At 30.4% G+C, this 22,923-nt stretch carries 20 protein-coding genes and 1 pseudogene; 5 read left to right on the plus strand and 16 right to left on the minus strand.

What is annotated here, in order from left to right; all coding sequences use genetic code 11:
• The first annotated feature begins 99 nt into the window (after window positions 1-99).
• The 3 genes from dnaA (at window position 100) to GQR92_RS00015 (ending at window position 2,872) form a co-directional block, all read left to right on the plus strand.
• A complete protein-coding gene (dnaA, locus tag GQR92_RS00005; RefSeq protein ID WP_105048170.1) occupies window positions 100-1,527 on the plus strand; it encodes a chromosomal replication initiator protein DnaA in 1,428 nt (475 codons plus the stop codon).
• A gap of 96 nt (window positions 1,528-1,623) precedes the next feature.
• Window positions 1,624-2,076: a low molecular weight protein-tyrosine-phosphatase gene (locus GQR92_RS00010; RefSeq protein WP_158837196.1), complete on the plus strand. Its 453-nt coding sequence runs from the start codon at window positions 1,624-1,626 to the stop codon at window positions 2,074-2,076.
• Window positions 2,077-2,167: 91 nt separating this feature from the next.
• Window positions 2,168-2,872 carry an SAM-dependent methyltransferase gene (locus GQR92_RS00015; RefSeq protein WP_158837197.1) on the plus strand — a complete coding sequence of 235 codons (705 nt, stop codon included), beginning with the start codon at window positions 2,168-2,170 and terminating at the stop codon, window positions 2,870-2,872.
• 119 nt (window positions 2,873-2,991) lie between these two features.
• Here the strand turns inward: GQR92_RS00015 and GQR92_RS00020 are convergent, their stop codons facing one another.
• The 7 genes from GQR92_RS00020 to dapF all read right to left on the minus strand — a co-directional run bounded on the left by GQR92_RS00020 (window position 2,992) and on the right by dapF (window position 8,703).
• Window positions 2,992-3,612: a peptidoglycan-binding protein LysM gene (locus GQR92_RS00020; RefSeq protein WP_233269912.1), complete on the minus strand. Its 621-nt coding sequence runs from the start codon at window positions 3,610-3,612 to the stop codon at window positions 2,992-2,994.
• A gap of 37 nt (window positions 3,613-3,649) precedes the next feature.
• Entirely contained in the window at window positions 3,650-4,552 is a 903-nt protein-coding gene (locus GQR92_RS00025; protein ID WP_158837199.1) for a DUF2279 domain-containing protein, read from the minus strand.
• Window positions 4,553-4,569: 17 nt separating this feature from the next.
• Window positions 4,570-5,598 (minus strand): endolytic transglycosylase MltG, encoded by a 1,029-nt coding sequence (mltG, locus tag GQR92_RS00030; RefSeq protein WP_233269913.1) that lies wholly within the window; start codon window positions 5,596-5,598, stop codon window positions 4,570-4,572.
• 31 nt (window positions 5,599-5,629) lie between these two features.
• Window positions 5,630-6,154 (minus strand): GNAT family N-acetyltransferase, encoded by a 525-nt coding sequence (locus GQR92_RS00035; protein WP_158837200.1) that lies wholly within the window; start codon window positions 6,152-6,154, stop codon window positions 5,630-5,632.
• Window positions 6,155-6,277: 123 nt separating this feature from the next.
• Entirely contained in the window at window positions 6,278-7,567 is a 1,290-nt protein-coding gene (locus GQR92_RS00040; protein WP_158837201.1) for a hypothetical protein, read from the minus strand.
• A gap of 96 nt (window positions 7,568-7,663) precedes the next feature.
• Window positions 7,664-7,915, minus strand: a complete 252-nt coding sequence (locus GQR92_RS00045; protein WP_158837202.1) for a hypothetical protein — start codon at window positions 7,913-7,915, stop codon at window positions 7,664-7,666.
• 17 nt (window positions 7,916-7,932) lie between these two features.
• A complete protein-coding gene (gene dapF, locus GQR92_RS00050; RefSeq protein ID WP_158837203.1) occupies window positions 7,933-8,703 on the minus strand; it encodes a diaminopimelate epimerase in 771 nt (256 codons plus the stop codon).
• A 130-nt stretch (window positions 8,704-8,833) separates the two neighbouring features.
• Here dapF and GQR92_RS00055 point away from each other — a divergent pair, with 130 nt between their 5' ends.
• Window positions 8,834-10,222: a trypsin-like peptidase domain-containing protein gene (locus GQR92_RS00055; protein ID WP_158837204.1), complete on the plus strand. Its 1,389-nt coding sequence runs from the start codon at window positions 8,834-8,836 to the stop codon at window positions 10,220-10,222.
• Window positions 10,223-10,534: 312 nt separating this feature from the next.
• On the opposite strand, the gene GQR92_RS00060 is transcribed toward GQR92_RS00055, so the two are convergent.
• Both GQR92_RS00060 and GQR92_RS00065 read right to left on the minus strand, forming a co-directional pair.
• A complete protein-coding gene (locus GQR92_RS00060; RefSeq protein ID WP_158837205.1) occupies window positions 10,535-11,212 on the minus strand; it encodes a ZIP family metal transporter in 678 nt (225 codons plus the stop codon).
• Complete coding sequence (locus tag GQR92_RS00065) at window positions 11,209-11,934, minus strand: class I SAM-dependent DNA methyltransferase (protein WP_158837206.1); 726 nt, start codon at window positions 11,932-11,934, stop codon at window positions 11,209-11,211. The genes GQR92_RS00060 and GQR92_RS00065 overlap by 4 nt, the downstream gene beginning before the upstream one ends.
• A gap of 179 nt (window positions 11,935-12,113) precedes the next feature.
• Between GQR92_RS00065 and GQR92_RS00070 the strand changes: the two genes are divergently transcribed.
• Window positions 12,114-13,310, plus strand: a complete 1,197-nt coding sequence (locus GQR92_RS00070) for a THUMP domain-containing class I SAM-dependent RNA methyltransferase (RefSeq protein WP_158837207.1) — start codon at window positions 12,114-12,116, stop codon at window positions 13,308-13,310.
• A gap of 394 nt (window positions 13,311-13,704) precedes the next feature.
• Here the strand turns inward: GQR92_RS00070 and GQR92_RS00075 are convergent, their stop codons facing one another.
• The 7 genes and pseudogenes from GQR92_RS00075 to GQR92_RS00105 all read right to left on the minus strand — a co-directional run bounded on the left by GQR92_RS00075 (window position 13,705) and on the right by GQR92_RS00105 (window position 22,887).
• On the minus strand, window positions 13,705-14,160 hold the full coding sequence (locus GQR92_RS00075; RefSeq protein ID WP_158837208.1) for a hypothetical protein: 456 nt from the start codon (window positions 14,158-14,160) through the stop codon (window positions 13,705-13,707).
• Window positions 14,111-15,808 carry a hypothetical protein gene (locus GQR92_RS00080; protein ID WP_158837209.1) on the minus strand — a complete coding sequence of 566 codons (1,698 nt, stop codon included), beginning with the start codon at window positions 15,806-15,808 and terminating at the stop codon, window positions 14,111-14,113. Before GQR92_RS00080 ends, GQR92_RS00075 begins: the two co-directional genes overlap by 50 nt.
• A 274-nt stretch (window positions 15,809-16,082) precedes the next feature.
• Window positions 16,083-17,237, minus strand: coding sequence for an iron-containing alcohol dehydrogenase (locus tag GQR92_RS00085; RefSeq protein WP_158837210.1), 1,155 nt, complete (start codon window positions 17,235-17,237; stop codon window positions 16,083-16,085).
• Window positions 17,238-17,691: 454 nt separating this feature from the next.
• Window positions 17,692-17,976 (minus strand): annotated as a pseudogene (locus GQR92_RS00090) (membrane protein insertase YidC); the annotation flags it as partial.
• Between the two features lie 379 nt (window positions 17,977-18,355).
• Window positions 18,356-18,997, minus strand: a complete 642-nt coding sequence (locus GQR92_RS00095) for a DUF1963 domain-containing protein (protein WP_158837211.1) — start codon at window positions 18,995-18,997, stop codon at window positions 18,356-18,358.
• Between the two features lie 178 nt (window positions 18,998-19,175).
• Window positions 19,176-21,065: a membrane protein insertase YidC gene (gene yidC, locus GQR92_RS00100; RefSeq protein ID WP_158837212.1), complete on the minus strand. Its 1,890-nt coding sequence runs from the start codon at window positions 21,063-21,065 to the stop codon at window positions 19,176-19,178.
• 208 nt (window positions 21,066-21,273) lie between these two features.
• Complete coding sequence (locus tag GQR92_RS00105) at window positions 21,274-22,887, minus strand: CTP synthase (RefSeq protein ID WP_158837213.1); 1,614 nt, start codon at window positions 22,885-22,887, stop codon at window positions 21,274-21,276.
• Window positions 22,888-22,923: the final 36 nt, after the last annotated feature.

Consider the following 22,923-nt stretch of genomic DNA (forward strand, 5'->3'; position numbering starts at 1 on the left):
TTTTATACTGAATTTTATTCACATTTTTGTACCACCTTAAAATGGGTCTTGAAAGCCTTTTTTAAACCCTTTATAATAACAAAAAATTCGCTAAAATTAATGAATGTAACCGCTGACTCTGTTTGGAATGAATGTCTGTCCTTTATAAAAGACAACATAAAACCGCAAGCGTATAAAACTTGGTTCGAACCAATAAAGCCAGTTAAACTTTCAGGAGAAGCGTTAACGATTCAGGTTCCGAGTAAGTTTTTTTATGAATGGTTAGAAGAGCATTACATTAAATTGTTGCGTGTTGCATTGGTAAGACAATTAGGCAATGACGCTAAATTGATTTACGATGTAAAAATGGAAAACAATTATAGCAGTAATAGACCGCAAATTGTTAAAATTCCGAGTTCTAACAGAGATCCATTAAAACCACAAAGAGTTACAGTTCCTTTAGAATCTAATAAAAGAGAATTAAGAAATCCGTTTGTAATTCCAGGATTACAAAAAGTAAAGATAGAGTCTCAATTAAACCCAAATTATAGTTTTGCAAATTTTATAGAAGGAGATTCTAATAGATTGGCACGTTCTGCTGGTATGGCTGTAGCTAATAAACCAGGTGGAACCTCTTTTAACCCATTGTTAATATATGGTGGAGTAGGTTTAGGGAAAACACATTTAGCACATGCTATTGGTGTTGATATTAAAGATAAATATCCAGATAAAACAGTATTATATATTTCTTCAGAAAAGTTTACACAACAATTTATAGACTCTGTAAAATCAAATACAAGAAACGATTTTATTCATTTCTATCAAATGATTGATGTGTTACTTATTGATGATGTACAATTTTTATCAGGAAAAGCAGGAACACAAGATGTTTTTTTCCATATTTTTAACCATTTACATCAAAATGGAAAACAGGTAATTTTAACTTCGGATAAAGCGCCTGTAGATATGCAAGATATAGAACAACGTTTATTATCTCGTTTTAAATGGGGGTTATCTGCAGAGTTACAAGCACCAGATTACGAAACTAGAATTTCTATTTTACAAAATAAATTGTATAGAGATGGTGTAGAAATGCCAGAAGATATTGTAGAATATATAGCAAAAAATATAAAATCTAACGTTAGAGAATTAGAAGGTGTTGTTATTTCTATGATTGCACAAGCTTCTTTTAACAGAAAAGAATTTTCTGTAGAATTAGCAAAACAGATTGTAGATAAGTTTGTAAAAAATACCAAGAAAGAAGTTTCTATAGATTATATTCAGAAAGAAGTTTCTAAATATTTTGATATGGATGTAGCTACTTTGCAATCTAAAACCCGTAAACGTCATATTGTACAAGCACGTCAATTAGCGATGTTTTTTGCAAAAAGATTAACAAAAACTTCATTGGCAAGTATTGGTAATCAAATTGGGCAAAGAGATCATGCAACCGTATTACATGCTTGTAAAACGGTAGACAACTTAACAGAAACGGATAAGCAGTTTAAAAAATACGTAGAAGATTTAACTAAAAAGTTGACTTTCTAAAAAGACAATTTTCTAGTAACTTATTGATATTTAACTTTACGCTCTTAAATTTTTTAAGAGCGTAATTGTTTCTTACTTTTATCAAAAATTATTTTTATGCAAAAAATATTAATGGTTTGCTTAGGTAACATTTGTCGTTCTCCTTTAGCACAAGGAATTTTAGAGTCTAAAGTAAACTCTAAAAAAGTAATGGTAGATTCTGCAGGTACAGCAGCGTATCATGTTGGCAACCTTGCAGATAAACGTTCTATAGAAGTTGCTAAAAAATATGGCATTGACATTACAAATCAAAGAGCCAGAAAATTTGTTGTAAAAGATTTTGATGAATTCGATATTATTTTTGCGATGGATGATAGCAATTATCAAAACATACTTTCTTTAGCCAGAAATAAGGAAGATGAGCAGAGGGTCAGAATGATTTTAAATGAAATAGAACCTAATAAAAACCTGAGTGTACCAGACCCATATTATGGCGGTAATCAAGGTTTTGAAAACGTATATAAAATGCTAGATGAAGCTTGCAATGTAATTGTTAGTAATTTATCTTAAAAACTTTCTGTATTTTTAGCACTAAAGAAGTGAATATTTCATTTTTTTATTTGTAGAAATCCCTTAAAAATCCATTTATAAAATAGAAACAATGATTGGTAAACTTTATTTAATCCCCACAACTTTAGGCGATACTGAACCTTTAGAAGTAATGCCATTATCCGTTAAAAAAGTAGTTGAACAAATTGATTATTATATTGTTGAAAATGAAAAATCAGCAAGAAGGTTTATCAAGAAAATTTCACCAAAAAAATCGCAACCTTCACTTCAGTTAATGTTGTTAGATAAATATGCCGAAGAATTAGAAACCTCTAGATATTTAGATGTCTGTAAAGAAGGAATCAATGTTGGTTTACTCTCTGAAGCAGGAGTGCCTGCAATTGCAGATCCTGGCGCAAGTATTGTAAAATTAGCACACGAAAATAATATACGTGTAATTCCTTTGGTAGGACCATCATCTATTTTAATGGCAATGATGAGTTCTGGAATGAATGGACAAAATTTTGCTTTTAATGGGTATTTGCCTATCGATAAATCGGATAGAAAGAAGGCTTTAAAAGATTTAGAAAAGCTTTCTATAGATAAAAATCAATCACAGATTTTTATAGAAACACCTTATCGAAATGAAAAAATGTTGGCAGATTTAAAAGCAATTTTATCACCAACTACTAGTTTGTGTATTGCAGCAGATATTACATTACCATCAGAATATATTAAAACCATGATGGTAAAAGATTGGAAACACCAACAACCAGATTTACATAAAAAACCTGCTATTTTTATAATTCAAAAGTAGTTACTGTTTTATTTATAATTTCTGTAAAAATAGAAAATAACAAAAGGCTTTATGTATCATACATAAAGCCTTTTGTTATTTTAATTATATTTGGAAACACTATTGCTTATTAAAGAACTCTAAGCTATCGCGTTTTGGTCTGCTTCTATATTAGAAACATCATAACCACCAAATTTTCTTAAGTAAGACTTAATTGTAGCTCCGTAAGCATCAGAAAAACCTTCAACTCCATTACTTCGTAAGAATTTTTTTACATTACCTGCACCGCTTAAATGAGCTGCAGCTAAGATACCAGATTCGGTAATTTTAACACCGTTTATGATTTTACCAACAGAGCGTCTAATATCTTTTCTTAAAATCCATTTATTTACTTTACACAAAGCGATGAATGCTTTTTCTTGTAATTCTGGATTTTTTAAAAAGGCTTGAGTGTTGTAGATTTTTAATCTGTGTAAAGTAGTTCTACCAAATTGATATTTTCCTAAATATCCTAATGTGTTAACTACTGTGTACTTTCCTTGAGACTCTTTAAAAGCCAATGCTTCTTTAAAACCTACAAAATCTTTTTGTAAATAGGGTATGTTATAATCTACAAATTTTGGAAAGGTAATTTTGTTGTTAGTACCTATTTTTTTATCAATAGATGTTGCATTGATAAATCCTAAAAATACGATACTTAAAAATAAAAACTTTTTGATAAATGTATATTTTCTGTTTTGCGGGTGCAAAGGTATAATCAAAAAACAATTATCCTGATAATCAATATGTTAAAGTTTACTAAAAATACAGATAATGAAATTTAATACCTTTTTTGGTGTTAATTTCAATAGTCGGAGCGGGTATTTTTATGAAGTTAACAACAGAAAAGACAGATTTTAAGAATTCCGAATTTGTCTTAATTTTTGTTAAATCTAAGTCTAAACTTAGGTAGAATTGTCTGTAAGGATTGTGTAGTGTTGTGTTTGCAGCATTTGAGTTTCCAAAAAGCATGCCTTCTGCTCCGTAACCAAAAGCAACATTTAACCATTTCGGAAACGTACTTTTCTTGTTAAAAGACCAAATATTGGCAGAAAGCCAATACGTTTGTCCATTATAATCTTTTAAGGCTTGCTGTAAATAGTTTTCACCTAACGTATTTGGTCGTTGTTTTGCAAATTCTGTTTGATGAAAAGAGTATTTTACGGTAATACGTTGCTCTCCCCAAAGTAATTCTTGTCCTACTAATAAACCCGTTCCTGTGGCATTCGCTAAAATATCTCCTGGTGATGCTCCCCATTCTTCAGAAAAACCATCTAAAATTTCTACAGCAGTTAAAAAAGCAAAACCAGAGGTTGCCCCGTAAATTAATTGATTCTTTTTAGAAACTCCGGCCCAATCTAATGCTTCCATACCAATTTTACCAACATAGTAAGAAGTCATCATATGACCAACTTTATCCATTTGCTTCCAATCGTTATTATCGTTTTTTAAATGAAAACCAGAACGCGGATACTCTTTATACCAAAGTTGGTTTAAAGCAATTAAGGCACCACCCGTCATTACACTTTCTGTAATTATAATGGCATTTCTTCTTTTGGTATTTAAGGTGTCAGATTTTTTATAAAATGATGCGTTTTGTGCACACAAAGAAAATGTAGAAAACAATAGTATAAAACGGAAAATTATTTTTTTGCTTTTCAAACCTAATTATTTAAGAACTATCTATTAATTCTTTGTTTGTTCATCCAGCTATGGTATTTAGCGGCATTTCTATTATGTTGCGCCAGTGATTTAGCAAAAGTATGATACCCGATTTTATCTACACTTGCACACATATAAAAGTAATTGTGTTTTTGGGCATTTAAAACGCCATCGATGGCAGATATATCTGGCATTGAAATAAGGGTAGGAGGTAATCCTTTATATTTATAAGTGTTGTAAGGAGAGTTTATTTCTAAATCTGCAGTTAATACTCTTTTTACTACATAATCTTGCCCTTTAACCTCTTTAACACAATATATAATTGTAGGATCTGCTTGTAACGGCCAACCTTCTTTTAATCTATTTAAGTATAACCCTGCAACAATGGGTCTTTCTACTTTTTTAGCGGTTTCTTTTTGAACTATAGATGCCAAAGTAATTACTTCTTCTTTTGTTAAATCTAAAGCTTTTGCTTTTTGCAATCTACTTGTATTCCAAAAACGATTGTATTCTTTAAAAATCTTATCTCTAAAATTTTCGGCAGAAGTAGTCCAATAAATTTGATAACTATTCGGAATAAAAATTTGCAAGACAGATTTCTCCGTTAAGTTATTTTTTGATAAAAAATCGTTGTCTTTAAAAGAAGTTAATAGCGTAATTGAATCTGCTTCTAATTGTTCTGCAATTCTACCAGCTAATTTTTCTAATGTATCTTGGTTGTTAAAAGAGAGTTTTACCGGAGTTTGGTTGCCACTTCTTAATAAATTAACCAAATCATTATTAGACATGCCTTCTTTTAAAACATATCTACCAGGTTTAGGTTTCGAGAAATTTTTCTTAGCAGCTACTAAAAGAAAAGTATTAATGTTATTAGAATAATTAGAGATATTTTCTTTAACATCCATCAAACTATCTGAAGAGTATACAAATAGAACTGCGTCTTTGGTAATTGCTTTTCCAAATATTTTTTGATAGTAATTGTATCCTATCATTCCACCAATAAAAAGAACGGTCGCTATAACTGCGTATATAAATTTTTTACTCAATGTGTTTTTTTGATTTTTTAGAGTTGCGAAATTACTCTTTTATCAGCTGAAATAAAACTTCATCTTTAAATTTTCCTTCGGATATAATCCAATCTTTCTTAACGCCTACTTTTTTAAAATTATGTTTGGCAAAAAGCGACATACTTTTAGAATTCTCAGAAGTGATGTTTGCATATAATTGATGCACATTTAAGTACGTAAAAGTATAAGTAATTAAAATGGATAAAGCTTCGTAAGCAAATCCTTGTTTTTGAAAGTCTGGATGAATTAAAATTCCAATTCCTGCTCTTTTGTGCATTGGGTTATAATCGAATAAATCTATCATTCCAACCTGTTTTCTTGTAGCCGTTTCTTCAATTATTAAACGTAATTGTTTTGCCTCGTAAATATCTAAATGAGCATTTTCTAAATATTGTTTTAGAATAAATTTAGAAAAAGGAGTTTGTGTATGGCTAATTTCCCAAAAAGATTCATTGTTTTCTATTTGATATAGAAACTCTAAATCTTCGGGTTCTAAAGCGCGTAAGTTTATTTTTTTACCGTTTAAAGTCTTCATTTTTTCTAAAATTGGTTTTCTTAAAAGAAAATTTAATAAGCAAATAGATTATAAAATGCAAAATACGGAATTAAAAAATCTTAAACAGCTTAGAGTCGCACAGAAAGACTTTTTAATACTCGTTTAACAATCATGATATTCTTTACCAAATACTACTTTTTTTCTTGTTACTTTTTCTATTTTTAAAGCGTATGTATCAAAGAGATTACAAGCTCCATAAAAAATAGGGGAGTTTTGTTTTTTTGTATTTGTTATTATTTCTAGATACGCACCACCACTTCCTTTTGCTGGTAAAATATTTTGTATACAGAATGAATTTATTTCAGCAATATCAAATATTTGTGCCGTGTTGTTGCTAGAAAAGCCTATTTTTTTATTTTTATCATCAACCCAAATAATGGTGTTGTTTTTAAATTGAATATTTATTTTTTCTGGTCTGTTTTTTATGTTCTTATTTTTCTTGTAATCACCACGCATTGTTATATTTCCTTGTAATAATAAGAAGTTAGAAATAACCATAACTTCTTCGTAACCTTCATTGCGTAATAATTCTGGGTATTCTCTTTTATTTTCTATGGATAAAGAAGTATAACCACCATTAAATAGCCAATCACTGTCATACGTATAACAAATTGACAAGTGCATACCTTTTAAATTGAAATTTATATTTTTTTGATCTGTTCTTTCGTATCCGTTATTCATTTTACTGCTAGCTAAATCTGTGTTTAAAATTCTCTTTAGCTGTATATAACTTTCATCCGTCGCTGTGCTATTAAAACATTGTGTGTAAAAGTGTAGAACTGGAACATCAGTTCTAGCATTATCAAAATAAGCACTAAAATCTTTTAAGATTATATTTCCAATACGCAGAGGAGCATTAAATTTTAGTAATTTTTGTCCGTATGGCGATTTTTCAAATAATGTATTTTTATTTTTTTCTAATTCATCATAAGTAGTATCCCAAGAAATGAATTGTTTGGGAGTAGATTGAATTTCAAAACCAAGGTGGTAGTCGTTATAATTAGACGTTAAGATTCTAAAAGTTGGTTGATAGTGTTTTCTCCAGATTTCTTTTTTTAAAACGGTTGTTTTTGCAATGTTTTCAAAGAAAATAGGGTCATTAAAATGAAACTTAGTAGATAATTCCTTATACATTTTACTGAATCCAGTATAGGGAACAGGTATAAAATTTTGATGGTGATCAAAAAGGAAAAGATAGGCCAATTTATTACTTCTAATAGTAATATAGGCATATTGTAAATCTTTTAAATGTACGGTACAACTATGTATTCCGCTTGTATCTGTGCAAATAATTTGATTGTTTTTTATTTTAACATTTCCCTCATTACTTTCTTTCGGAAATATTATAGAATGCTTTTTTTTGGGATTAAAAAGATTTTTAAAAATACTCATAAACGGTTTTTGTAATGAATGCTAGTATCAAAAAAATACGATCTTTTGATTTTTTTAACAGTAACTTTATCAATAGCTATCATTTTAAAGAAACAATTATTTCTTTTTTTTATCATTTTCACGAACTATAATAAAATAGATAACATAAAGCCATCCAAAAGCACCGTGTAATAATGCATAAAGAATAGATTTATTTCTATCCCAAGAAACAACAATTGCAATTACACTACCTAATCCAATTCCGTTTTTAAAAAAAGTTTGTTTAATTCCAGAAGCACCATTTGCATGACTAAAACATTCGAAAGAAAATAATAACAAGAAAATTAAAGTCAGTTTTACTTTAGTCATTATTATATCATCAATAATTAAAAAGAAATACTCCCTTTAAAAACAAAAGTAGCAGGTCCTTTTAAAAAGACATTTGTATAAACACCATTTTCTTCAGAAAAAGAAACTTCTAGATTTCCACCTTCTACAGGTAAAGAAATTAAATTACTAGTTGTTTTACCTGTTTTATGCATGGCAATGGCAACGGCTGTAACTCCGGTTCCGCAAGCTAACGTTTCATTTTCCACACCTTTTTCATACGTTCTTACTCTAAAAGTAGTATCGTTTATTTGCTGAACAAAATTTACATTACTTCCTGGGGCGTTGTAAGAATATCTAATTTTTTTTCCTTTTTCAAAAACAGGAAATTGATCTAAATCAGCCACTAATTCTACATGATGTTGTGTACCTGTATAAGCAAAAACCGAGTTTTCTTTAACGGTAACTTCATCAACATCTATCATTTTTAAAGAAACAATTCCGTTGTTAATTTCCGCTAAATGAGGTCCATCAACAGCAATAAAACTAGTTTTTAAATTAATAATGTCTAAATACTTAGCAAAAGCAACAGCACATCTACCTCCGTTACCACAGAAAGTCATACTTCCATCAGCATTAAAATAAATCATTTTAAAATCGTAGTCTGCGTCATTTTCAATTAAAATAACACCGTCGGCTCCAACGCCAAAATGTCTATCACAAAGTTTAGATATCATTGCGATATTTTCTTTCGGAAAAGCTTTAGTTCTGTTATCAATCATAACAAAATCGTTTCCGGTTCCCTGGTATTTGTAAAAGTCTAAATTCATTAGAACAAATATAGGTAATTATTGAATAATTTTTGACTGTTAAAAAGCGGTTAAAGTCAGTTAAATTGAAGTTAAACAGATTTTTTGAAAATGTTATAATTGTATATTTGAGGTATTAAATATAAATATTATGAAAAAATTTTTAAGTTTATTAGGAATGGCAATTTTAGGAGGCGCTATCACTTTAGGCGGTTATAAAATGCTTTTTAATGATGATGTGGTTGTAGAAAGAACAATTTCTCAACCCATAAAAACGGTTACTGCAAGCTTTAACCCTGCATTAGACAAGGTAAATTCTATTGCAAATTCTGTAGATTTAACGGTTGCAGCAGAAAATACGGTACATGCTGTAGTACACGTTAAAAATACAGCAATTAGGACTCAGGCAAACCCAATGGATATTTTCTTTGGAAATAGCAACGGAAGTAGAAAGTTTGAGCAAGTTGGTACCGGTAGTGGCGTTATTATTTCTCAGGATGGGTATATTGTTACCAACAATCATGTAATTGATGGCGCATCAGAAATTGAAATTACATTAAATAGCAGACAAAAATATAAAGCAAAGTTAATTGGTACGGATAAGGAAAATGATATTGCATTGTTAAAAATTGATGCAGATATAGACTTACCATATATTCCGTTTTCAAATTCAGACAATATAAAAATAGGAGAATGGGTGTTGGCAGTTGGTAATCCTTATAACTTAACATCTACTGTAACGGCAGGTATTGTAAGTGCAAAGGGTAGAGATTTAGAAGGAAATACTGCCATTGATTCTTTTATACAAACAGATGCAGCTGTAAATCCAGGAAATAGTGGAGGAGCGTTGGTAAATACACGTGGAGAATTGGTTGGTATTAATACTGCCATTACTTCTAAAACAGGTTCTTTTATTGGGTATTCTTTTGCGGTACCTTCTAATATTGCTAAAAAGGTAATAGACGATCTGTTAGAATTTGGTTCTGTACAAGAAGCTATTTTAGGTGTTAATATCGATCAGAATGACGAAGATATTGAAGGTGTAAAAATTGCAGGTGTTAGTGATGATGGTGGTGCACAAAAAGGTGGTTTAAAATCTGGTGATGTTATTAAGAAGGTAAACGATGTTAAAATTTCTAAATTTTCTGAATTAAGAGGTCAGTTAACCGCAAAAAGACCAGGAGACTTTGTAAACATTACCATAGATAGAGACGGAGAGGAGTTGGTTAAAAATGTAAAGCTTAGTAAAAAGGATGCTTATGTTTCTAGAAAGTTAGGTGTTGTTTTAAAAGATGTATCTAAAAAAGACATTAAGAAATATGATATTCCAGGAGGTGCAAGAATTGTAACCAACCAAAATAAAAATCTTATTTATTACGGCGTAAAAGAAGGGTATATTATTACGAAGATTAATAAAAAGCCAATTTTAAATGCAAGTGATGCTGTTAAGGCAATAGATGCAACTTTTGGAAATGGAAGTCCTATTTATGTAGAAGTTATTAATTTAGATGGAGAAAGAGAGCGTTACGCTTTTAGGTAAGCCTTAAAAGACACTATTAATAGATCTTACAATTAGTTATATTATAAGTAAAGATTATAAATAACATAAATATGTAAACACTTCCAAAACTTGTTTTTGGAAGTGTTTTTTACTTGTATACAACAATAAGCTGTTTTGTATTTTGATAAAATTCTATCTAGCTGAGTCAGTTTTACTATTAAAGTGCGTAAAATTTGTATCGAGAATAAGAATTTTAAGCTATTAAAGTCTTATTATCAATACATTCTTTTGTATCTCAAAATCATTCAAATTAACACTTTAAAAGCAAAAGAAATTAAAGTGTGTAGCGGTTTACAAAGTAAAAACGGTAAGCAAGACTCCTAAAAGAATAGCCGTAAATTTTTGTAAGTTAAATTTGTGGTTTTCAGAACCTTCAAAAAGAATAATGGTAGAAATGTGTAAAAATACCCCAATAATCAATGCCGTTATTTCTTTGGTATAGATTGTAAAGAAAGGAATTTTATCACCTAACAATAAACCTAAAGGACTCATTAAAGCAAAGACAATTAAAAAAATATAAGTTATTTTTTTAGAATATTTTGTCTGTATTAAAAAGGTAGTTAATACAATTGCAATCGGAATTTTATGCACAATAATTGCCCATAATAAATTATCGCCCGTATTGTGTATTGGTAAACCTTCAGAAAAAGCGTGCAAACATAAACTTACAAATAACAAGGTCGGAAACTCTTTTCCATCAGAATGAATATGAATATGACCATGTTCTGCTCCTTTAGAAAAAGACTCTAAAACAGACTGAATTATAATTCCGACTAAAATAAAGATTCCTATTTTTTTATACTCTGTAGTTTCTGTATATACCTCTGGTAATAAATGTAAAATAGTAACAGACAATAAATAAGCGCCACTAAAGGCTAATAATAAACGCACAATTTTATTAGTTGGCTTTATTATAAAAACTAAGATAGAACCTATAAAAACAGATGCTATTAAAAGAATGTAACTCATTTTGCAATAATAATTAAGCGATCAGAAGTTTTAGCTTCGTAAGTATTTAAATTATAATTCCCAAAAACATTTGTAATGGTAAAACCAACCTTGTTTAAGTAAGAAGTCATTTTAGCAAGATCTAAATATTTAACACGTTCTGTATAAGAATGGATTTCTCCATCAGCAAAAAAAGAAATATGCTTTAAAATAAAACCCTCTTTAATTTCTCTTTTAATGTTAAAAGTAATGTTATCAACCGTTTTGGTTTCAGAAGTAACTAAATTTAGTTTAACTTTTTCTGCATTTAAAAAATCAAACACAAAAACACCATCCTTATTTAAACCTTGTTTAATGTTATTTAGAATTAAAATATCTTCCTTATCATCTTCAAAATAACCAAAACTTGTAAATAGGTTAAATACAGCGTCATACTTGTGGTTAAAAGGTTTACGCATGTCATGCACCTTAAAATGTAACGTATCGTTTTCAAACTTTTTAGCAGCTATAATACTGTTTTCTGCCAAATCGCCACCGCTAATCGTATAGCCTAAAGAATTTAAAAATACAGAATGACGTCCTTTACCACAAGGTAAATCTAAAATATGCGTTGTTTTGGGCAAGCTTAAAAAAGAAGTAATATTCTTCATAAACAACTGCGCTTCTCCGTCATTTCTTTCTTTATATAAAGTGTGGTAATAAGAAGTATTAAACCAATCTGTAAACCAATCTTTTGTTTTCATTTTTATAAAATTTGCAATAACAATAGAATTACTTTGGTTGCTATTAACTTTAATTTTTGCATGCCCATTATGGACTTTCAGTCTGTAAAAGTAACCAAATCTTACGTTCTGTAAAATGTATTTCTTAATTAGTATAAATCCTATTTATAAATAGTATTTTTGCAGTCAATTTTATGAGTATGAACAAAGATTTTAAAATGACAGCAACAACACTTTTCGGTTTAGAAGGTGTTTTAGCAAAAGAGTTAAGAGACCTAGGAGCACAAGATGTTAAAGAAGGTGTTAGAATGGTTTCTTTTAGGGGAGATACAGGTTTTATGTACAAAGCAAATATTGCTTTAAGAACCGCTGTAAGAATTTTAAAACCAATTAAAGTTTGTAAAATTTACGATGAAGAAGATTTGTATGAAGCGATTCAGAAAATTAAATGGGAAAACTATTTAGAAACCGAAGGTACTTTTGCAATAGGTGCTGTAGTAAACTCTAAGAATTTTACATCTAACTCGCATTATATCTCTTTAAAATCTAAAGATGCAATTGCAGATTATTTTAGACATAAATATAGTAAAAGACCAAATGTAGATTTAGATTATCCAGATTTAAAGATTCACATTCACATACAAAAAGAGTGGTTAACCGTTTCTTTAGATTCATCTGGAGATTCTTTACACAAAAGAGGGTATAGAACAGCTACTAATATTGCGCCAATAAACGAAGTTTTGGCAGCTGGTATGGTTTTATTATCTGGTTATACGGGTGAGGAAAACTTTATAGACCCAATGTGTGGTTCTGGTACCATTTTAATAGAAGCAGCAATGATTGCCAATAATATTCCGGCAAACATCAACAGAAAATTATTTGCTTTCGAAAATTGGAAAGATTATGATGAAGACCTGTATTTTACAATTCAAGAATCATTATTAAAGAAAATTCGTTCTTCTCACTTTAAAATTATGGGCTTCGATAAAGCGCCATCTGCAGTAGAAAAAGCAAATGCAAATATTATAAATGCAAATTTAGACGAATTTATTGGCGTGCATCACGTTAACTTTTTCAACTCTAAAAAAGAAGTTTTTGGTAACACCACTATTTTATTTAATCCGCCTTATGGCGAGCGTTTAAATATAGATGTAGAAGAATTTTATACTAAAATAGGCGATACCTTAAAAAACAACTATCCAGGTTCTACAGCTTGGTTAATTACATCAGATACAGACGCTTTAAAGTGTGTGGGTTTAAGAACTTCTAAAAGAATTGCTCTTAAAAACGGAGATTTAAACTGTAGGTTTGTAAAGTACGAATTGTACGAAGGAACCCGTAAGTTTAAAGAACGTAAAGAAGAAACGGATACAGAAGCAGAAGAAACCAATGATTAAGGCATTGCGAGGAACGAAGCAATTTGTTAATTATTAAAAGATTTTTTTTAAAAAAGATTGATGCATCTTTATTAGAAGCTGTTTCCTGCTTTCCGTTATATCTTTTTGCGAAAAACAAAAAGGATGCCACTTCAATCAGGGCTAGACTTGTTTGTGTGCTTCAATAATAATTAGGCTATTCTTACTTAAATATAAAAACACCTTACACAAACTGACTTATATTCAGTTTGTGTAAGGTGTTTTTTTTGCGTTTAGCTAACGTGTTGATATATGAAAAGTAGCAGATTAAAAATGCGATTACTTTCATTCTAAAAATAAAATAGCAGAAAAGCATTAACTTTGAAGTTAGCACTTAACTGCTGTTTTTTATATACCGTGTTAGCAAAAGTGTTTTCTATTCAATATCAGAATTGTTAATTGTAAATTGAACAGAGTTATCGTTTTCATTTATTGCCCAAGAGTTATAATTAAATGGACTGTTATTATCACCCTTCGAAATTGGTGGGCCGTTCCAAGATTTAATTAATTCATTTTCAACTATAAGTTCAATTATTAATGCATCGGAATCTGTTCCATAAAGTTCATCGATGAATCTTTGAATTGTATTATCATCATTCCAAGTTATTTTAACCCTATCAATGAAACCATTTGGAGGTATAATAAAATTACTTTCTCCTTCAACGGAGCTTTTAAATACTAGTTCTATTTCTTGATTTGAATTATTTATATACCTATCGGCATATTTAACTAAAGCTTCATCACTATTAAATAGTGTACAAGAAAATTGTAATAAAAAAAGACTAAGGCCAATCAGTATAGTTGGCAAACGCATTATCAACTTGTTCATCATTTATAGTTTTTGTTTTAAATTGAGATATTAATTTATCAAAAGTATTAGTGTTTGATACTAGGCTAGAAAATATTTCAGATGTAGTAACATCCGGAATATTATCAACATCTTCCATAAATCCTGGATTAAACCAATCACGGTTTTCATTTAAGTAGAAACCTACTCCTCCTGTTCTAGGTATTTCTTGATTCATACATAGAGCAGCAAAGTAATTTCCCCACATTTCTCCAACGCCAGCATATCCAGAATTAAGACCGTGTCCATCACCATAAGCTCCGTAAGTCATAATATAGTTGATGTATTTTACCCAATAACCACTTCCTACTTTTCTATGATGGCTTGCGTGACCCAATTCGTGAAAAGTAGTTTCGAAAACCCCGTCAGTACCTTGGCTAGCATTAGCTTTAATGATAATGTCAGGAAGCACAAAACGAGTTACTAACCATAATGCGTTTATTGGTACTGAAATTGCAGTTTTACTAAAAAAGGAAATCAAGTCTGAATTTGTTCTAAATCCAATCCAACCCCAAGTATGTCTAAGCATAGGAGCAGCACCTCCTCCAGATTTTCCATTAGCGACAATTCGAAGATTAGAATCTGGCTTACCAATACCAAATTGCGTACAGTAATCTAAATATTTTACAGTAGCATTATTTACTGTTGCCCAACGCCAACCCACAGAATTTGTATTAAAAGTAATACTATGACCATATTTACTATGTTTACCTGCCCTGTATCTTGCAGAAGAAATACTAATTGTAGAAGGCCAAATTTTAAAACCTCTCGTGTTTTTAAATACTACAGTATAATGAACATCACGTCTATAACCTCTATTTACCTCGTATTCGCCATTGGAGTTAGTCCAACCTTTTGCCCATTTAAACCATCGTCTTGTTTTCACTTTTACGCCTACTACTGGGTCAGGTCTACCGTTTGTTGTATTTATTACTTCTATGACACCTTTAGGTTTTCTCTTACTCCTTCTTGCTGCAAGACCGTTTTTTGTGTCAGGCTCGTTTTCTGGTTCTTCCCAATTATTGGTAATTCGAAGAGCCTCGTCTTCTAAGTCATAAAGAAAACTTTTTGAAATGGAGCTTTTCCCAGCAATAGTGGTTGTTGTAGTTTCATCTTCGTCTTGATCTCCTTCTTCCTCTTCGGGTCCAGACTCCTCTATTAAGAATAAGTCTTCAATTTTTTCATAAGAAACTTCTTGATGAAATTGATAATCTTTAACAACGGATGTATAGAGCCATTGTGCTTGTTCAATTTCAGTATTTTCATCTACAAAATAATCGCCTTCTTGTTTTATTTCTACATCCAATGGGATTATGGAAAGGTTTAAAGAATCTGCTAGTAATAAAGTTTTTTGTTCATCATTTTCCACCCAAAATTTCACATAATAATCCGTAGATTGAATGTCTAAATCATCGTTTAATGTTTTTGCTGAATAATTTTTAGATGATTTTTGTTGTTTTTCTTTTAAGCTTTTTAATGCTAATCGCATATTCTTAACAGAATATGGATTCTCTAGCTTTTCTCCTAAAATAATTTCTCCATCGGATTCAGAGGCTAATTCCTCACTCAATGTTAGTTTTGGTTGTTGTGTGGTTTCTATTTCATCTTGACAGGAGTATATTAATATTCCCATAAAAATGAAAGTTAAAAACCGAAAGCTGTGTTTTCTCATCATTAATGTTCGTTTTACATTTTTGCCAACGTTAAGACTGATATGACGTCGTTTTAATGACTTATATCAGTAGTTAGCTAAGTTAGCTTTTTTGAGGCAAAAAGGCAATAGTAGAAGTACTTGTTTTTCATTGTTATAACCCCAAAAAAGTATACGTTGTACCTACTATATTTTTAAAAAATAGAACCACCACAACTTAAGGTATAGTGGTTTTATTATATAGAAAAATATTGTTTTACATGGCTGCTTTATAAATAGCAAAGGTCTCCTCTAAAGTTACTTCTCTAGGGTTTCCACCAGTACAAACATCTAATAAGGCATTTTTAGCCATTTCTTCAAAATCTTCTTCTTTAACACCTAATTCCTTTAATCCTTTAGGGATTCCAACCGATTTTGATAAGGCTTTAATTGCAGCAATTGCAGCATTGGCTCCTTGGGTATCACTCATTTCTAAGACACCAACTCCCATAGCTCTTGCAACTCTTTTTAATTTATGAGCACAAGCAGGAATGTTAAATTGTTCTACATGTGGTAATAAAATAGCATTGGCAACTCCATGAGGTAAATCGTACATACCACCTAATTGATGTGCCATAGAATGTACATAACCTAAACCTGCATTAGAAAACGCCTGACCTGCAATAAATTGTCCCCAAGCCATTTTGCTTCTAGCTTCTAGGTTTTTACCATCTACAACGGCAATTTCTAAACTTTGTGAAATTAACTTAATAGCCTCTAAAGCCAAAGCGTCAGACCAACCAAAAGCCCCTTTTGTAACATAAGTTTCTATAGCGTGTGTTAGTGCATCCATACCCGTAGCAGCAGTTAAAGCAGCTGGTTTTCCTAACATTAATACAGGGTCGTTAACAGCAATAGATACTAAACAGTTTTTATCTACCATAACCATTTTAATATGGCGTTTTTCGTCTGTAATAACGTAATTTATGGTAACCTCACTTGCAGTACCGGCAGTTGTATTTATAGCTATAATTGGTAGTGATTTATGTTTAGATAAATGCACACCATCATAATCTTTAATATCACCTCCGTTGGTTGCTAAAATACCAATGGCTTTTCCACAATCTTGCGGTGATCCTCCTCCTAGAGTAATAATAAAGTCGCAATTTTGATCTTTTAATAACTTTAATCCGTTATTTACGTTTTGGGTTGTTGGGTTGGGTTGTACATTATCAAATACTACAACTTCTATATTAGAAGCCTCCATAACTTCTATTACTTTTTCTGCCACTCCAATTTTCACCAGCATTTTGTCAGTAACAAATAAGGCTTTTTTATAAGGAAGACTTTTTAGCTCTTCTCCAAGATCATTTAAAGCACCAGGACCAATTAAACTTAAAGGGGGTAAATAAATTCTTCTGTTTTGTAACATTTTATAAAATTTAAGGTTTTTTTAATAAGTTAAAAGTATTGGTATTCTTTTTAGTTGTTAATGACTATTATCATCTTTTTGTTTTACTTATTTATGTTGAATTTTTTTGTACTAAAAAGTGTGCTTTTTTTAAATTTAAAAGTGTGTGTATTTTGTCTAATATGTTTATGTACAGGTTTTTGTGTTTTTTTTTTGAGGTGGAATAAAATTAAAATAATTTTAAAAAAAATAAAACGAGTGTCTAGAGCAACAAATAAAACATCTATAAATGATGATTTAAGTTGTAGAATGTATAATGTTGCTTAGTAGTGTCTTTTTTTAATGAATAACACAAGTTTTGCTGTGCTTTAAAGAGAGATGTTAGAAGTTAGTTTTTTACTCCTAAGATTTAAAACAAAAAAAATCCAAAACAATTAAGTTTTGGATTTTTATAATTATCTAGAGGCATTGACTTTTATTTTTTTCCTTTCTTTTGTTGCGTTTGTTGTTCTTGCGCTTGTTTTATGGCAGAATCAATTTTCTGACGGAATTTACTTTTCGCTTTTTCTGGCTTCTTTTTTTTTTCTATTTGAGCATGAATTTTATCTTCATCAATTACATAGTTTTTAATAACTAACATAATAGTAATGGTTAACAAGTTAGATACAAAGTAGTATAAACTTAAACTACTTGCATAATTGTTAAAGAAAAACAACATCAGAATAGGAGAGAAGTAAATCATGTACTTCATCATTTTAGCTATTTCCTGCTTTCCGTTATATCTTTTTGTGAAAAACAAAAAGGATGCCACTTCAATCAGGGCTAGACTAGTTTGTGGGCCTCAATAATAATTAGGCTATTCTTTCCTTAAATATAAAAACACCTTACATAAACTGACTTATATTCAGTTTGTTTAAGGTGTTTTTTTGTGTTTAATTAACGGTTTGTGTATGAAATGTAGCGGAAAAAAAGACGCTCATTTTTCGGATAAATACAGAGCAGAATTTTTATGTTTTGTTTTTAGTTTTTCTCTTTAAAAGCCAAATTTAAAATTTGACGGTCTTTGTAAATAATCACTAACCTTTCGGTTTAACACTTACTAGCTATGTCTTATATATCGTGTTAGAGCCAGTATTTATTTAAGTGCATTGCCATAAATATCCGCTAATTTTATGTTGATTACACCAAAAAGCGTAACAAATTCCGTCATTACCAAACATTATTTCATTGCCATTAACTGGATTCAAATCCGGGAGTCCGCTATCTAGTTGAAATATAAAAGTCATTTTATTCTTACATTTTGGACAGCATATATTTTCAGGTTCTTGAACCCAGATAGGTTTTCCTCCAATTTTATTACAATTCCCTTCCCATTCTTGATTTTCAAAAGAAAGAGGAGTCAGAGCAAGTTTTATATTCGTTTCCTTAAGAGGTTGATTACAATATTCGAATTCTATAGGAATGTTATCATTTAACCTTTCAATTTCTCCATTTTCTGAATGTTTATAGAATAGATAAGGACCATTTATTTGTGCATTGAAAAAATCTTCAAAGTTGAGTCCGAATATTCGACCTTTAAGTTCTATTCCGTTAATAAGGAAATTTTTATCAAAAGAAATCAGATGGTTTATTCCATTTTTCAATACTCCGCCAAATTTCAGATTGGAATTTTCTTGTGGCTCAAAACCCCAAGTAGGATGCTTATTATTTCTTTGTCCGAAATCATTAGTCGGTAAATAATAACTTCTTTCAAAAACTATATGATAGCTGTTATTTTGCATTGTTTTGTCATATTTGCTCTAACGTTAAGATTGATCTGACATCGTTTTAATGACTTACATCAGTAGATAGCTAAGTTACTTTTTTTGTGACAAAAGTCAAGAGTAATACTACCTGTTTTTTAACCAAAAAAAATCCAAAACAATTAAGTTTTGGATTTCTACAATATGCTAGCAAGTATTACTTACTTTTTTTTCCTTTCTTTTGTTGTGCTTGTTGTTCTTGCGCTTGTTTCATAGCAGAATCAATTTTCTGACGGAATTTACTTTTTGCTTTTTCCGGCTTCTTTTTGTTTTCTTCTATTTGCGCATGAATTTTATCTTCATCAATTACATAGTTTTTAATAACTAACATAATTGCAATGGTTAACAAGTTAGATACAAAGTAGTATAAACTTAAACTACTTGCGTAGTTGTTAAAGAAGAACAACATCATAATAGGAGAGAAGTAAATCATATACTTCATCATTTTCCCCATATCTGGCATCCCTTCTTGCGTTGGTGCTTGCATGTTTGCTTGTTGACTTTGGTTCATTTTCATGTAAAAGAAAATAGCAACAGAAGCTAATATTGGAAACAAACTTACGTGATCTCCATAAAAAGGTATTTTAAAAGGTAATTGAAATACCATATCATAAGATGATAAATCTTTAGCCCATAAAAAGCTTTCTTGTCTTAAAGCTAAGTTTGTAGGAAAAAACTTAAACAAAGCAAAGAATACAGGCATTTGTAATAAGGCAGGTATACAACCAGACATCATACTTACTCCGGCTTTTCTTTGTATTGCCATGGTTTCTTGCTGACGCTTCATAGCGTTTTCTTTACCAGGATACTTCTCATTTAAGGCAGTTAATTCTGGTCTAATAACCTTCATTTTTGCACTCGATAAATAAGATTTGTATACTAATGGAGACATGATAATTCTAACAACAATAGTCATTAAAATAATGATTAATCCGTAGTTAGATAAGAATCCTTTTAAGAAGTTAAATACGGGATAAAATACAGTTCTATTTAAGAAACCAAAAATACCCCAACCTAAATCTGCAGTATGGTCTAAATCTGTTCCTTTAAAAGTCTTTAATAAATTATAATCACTTGGTCCGTAGAACCATTTCATTTTATAATCTAACTCACCATTAGTTAATTCTAACGGAGTTTTTAATTCATAACGTTTTGTAAAAACGGTGTCTAATTCTTCATTTTTAACTAGCTCTGTAGAAGTTACAGTAGCATTGTTAAAAGGAGTATCCGACAATAGGTTAGAGGTAAAGAAATGTTGTTTGTAAGCAATCCAGTCTACATCATTTAAAATTTCTGTATTACCAGCGTTTAAATAATCTACATCGTCTTCTGTTTTATAATAAAGATGAGAGTACATGGTATTCTCTGTCTTTAAACTTTTTTCATGTCTATAACCATCTAAAGACCAATCTAAATTAATTGGGTTAGAAGAATTAATTACATCGCTTAAACCTTGAGAACGAATAGTGAAATTAACCATGTAATTATTTGGCTTTATTTCATATCTATATTCAAGAAACTGAGTGTTAGAAACTTTCAGTTTCATAGAAACGATCGTATTTTCTCCGTTTTTAGAAATAGTAGGCGTAAAGAATAAATCTTTGGTGTTTAAAATTCTATTGTCTGTAGTACCAAAATTGATGTTAAAAGATGCGTTTTTGTCTTTTATCATATATAAAGGTAAAGAATCATAGGTTTTATAATTCTTAATTTCTGCCTCTATAATTTGTCCACCTTTATTACTAATAAGTAATTTAACCAATTTGTTTTCTAAAACAGAAGTTCCGTTAGAACCATTGATAGCACTTTGTGCAAATGCGCCTAATTTGGTAGTGTAAGCAATTTGTTTTAAAGAATCGTTTTCAAAAACAGGTGTATTTTCTGTAAAAGTATTTGAAGTATTGCTTGTAGTGTCTACAGTTTGTTCAGTATTCGTAGAAGTATCAATTGTTTCATCTGGTTTATTAGTGTTTACCCAGTATAGTAAAATACCACCTAATAAAATCATTCCTATAAAAGAATTGATATCGAATTTTTTTTGTTCCATGTTTTATTTTAAAATGTCATTTTGTCATTAAATCAAAATAATTTTTTGATAAGAAGGCGACAAATGTAGTTAAAAAGCAGTTTTATATTGTTTTTTCTACTTTACGGTTTGTATTAAATAAGTAGTTCAAATAGTGTTCCCTTTTTTAATTGTTTCCTTGAGCGCAGCCGAAAGGTTTTAGGTTTCAATTGGGCTCAACAAGACAAAACTATTTTTTAGACTGTTTTAAGGCTGCTTTAATAAAATCTACAAATAAAGGATGTGGTTTTAATACCGTACTTTTATATTCTGGATGATATTGTACACCAACAAACCAAGGATGTGCAGGTACTTCTACCACTTCTACCAATCCTGTTTTTGGGTTAAAACCAGTTGCTTTCATCCCAGCAGCTTCAATCTGCTCTAAATAAGCATTATTAAACTCAAAACGGTGTCTGTGTCGTTCACTAATCAACTCAGATTTATAGGCTTTAAATACTTTAGAATCTTTACTTAATTCACAATCCCAAGCACCTAAACGCATGGTTCCCCCTTTTTCTGTAACATCTTTTTGGCTTTCCATTAAGTTAATTACAGGGTCTTTTGTGCTTTTATTCATTTCTGTAGAACTTGCGTTTTCTAAACCTAAAACGTTTCTAGCAAATTCTATAACAGCCATTTGCATTCCCAAACAAATTCCGAAGAAAGGAATGTTGTTTTCTCTTGCATATCTTACGGCTCTAATTTTACCTTCAATACCTCTATCACCAAAACCAGGAGCTACTAAAATACCGTTAACACCTGCTAATTTTTTTTCTGCATTTTTAGGTGTTAAACTTTCTGAATGTACCCAACGTACTTTTACTTTTGTTTCATGCGTAGAACCTGCATGAATAAAAGCTTCTGTAATAGATTTATAAGAATCTTGCAATTCTATATACTTACCAATTAAGGCAATTTCTACTTCGTGTTTAGGGTTTTTATGTTTTTGTAAAAAGTTGTTCCAAACTTTTAATTCTGGTTCTCCTTTAGATGATAGTTTTAATTTATTTAAAACAACGGTATCTAAACCTTGTTCTAACATTAAATTAGGCACATCATAAATAGTTTCTGCATCTATAGATTGTATAACGTCTGCTTGTTTTACGTTACAGAACAATGCTAATTTACGTTTAATGTCGTCAGAAATTTCATGCTCTGTTCTACACACTAAAATATCTGGACTCACACCACTTTGCATTAACATTTTTACAGAGTGCTGTGTAGGTTTTGTTTTTAACTCACCTGCAGCGGCTAAAAATGGCACTAATGTTAAATGTATAACAATGGCATTTTCTTCTCCTTTTTCCCATAATAGTTGTCTTACAGACTCTACGTAAGGTAAAGATTCAATATCACCAACAGTTCCACCGATTTCTGTAATTACAATATCGTAATCTCCGGTTTCACCTAAAATTTGAATTCTACGTTTAATTTCGTCTGTAATATGAGGAATTACTTGTACCGTTTTTCCTAAAAACTCTCCTTTACGCTCTTTGTTTATTACAGATTGGTATATTCTACCAGTTGTAACATTGTTTGCTTGAGAAGTTGGTATGTTTAAATAACGTTCATAATGACCAAGATCTAAATCGGTTTCTGCACCATCATCTGTAACATAACATTCGCCATGTTCATAAGGGTTTAGGGTTCCTGGATCTATATTAATGTACGGATCTAATTTTTGTATGGTTACAGAAAAGCCTCTTTCTTGTAATAGTTTGGCTAAAGAAGCAGCTATTATTCCTTTTCCAAGTGATGAAGTTACGCCTCCTGTGACAAAAACGTATTTAGTGTTACTCATGGTATTCTTAGGTTTGCGCAAAAATACTAACTCTAA

The organism is Polaribacter sp. L3A8, assembly GCF_009796785.1.
Taxonomy (GTDB): domain Bacteria; phylum Bacteroidota; class Bacteroidia; order Flavobacteriales; family Flavobacteriaceae; genus Polaribacter.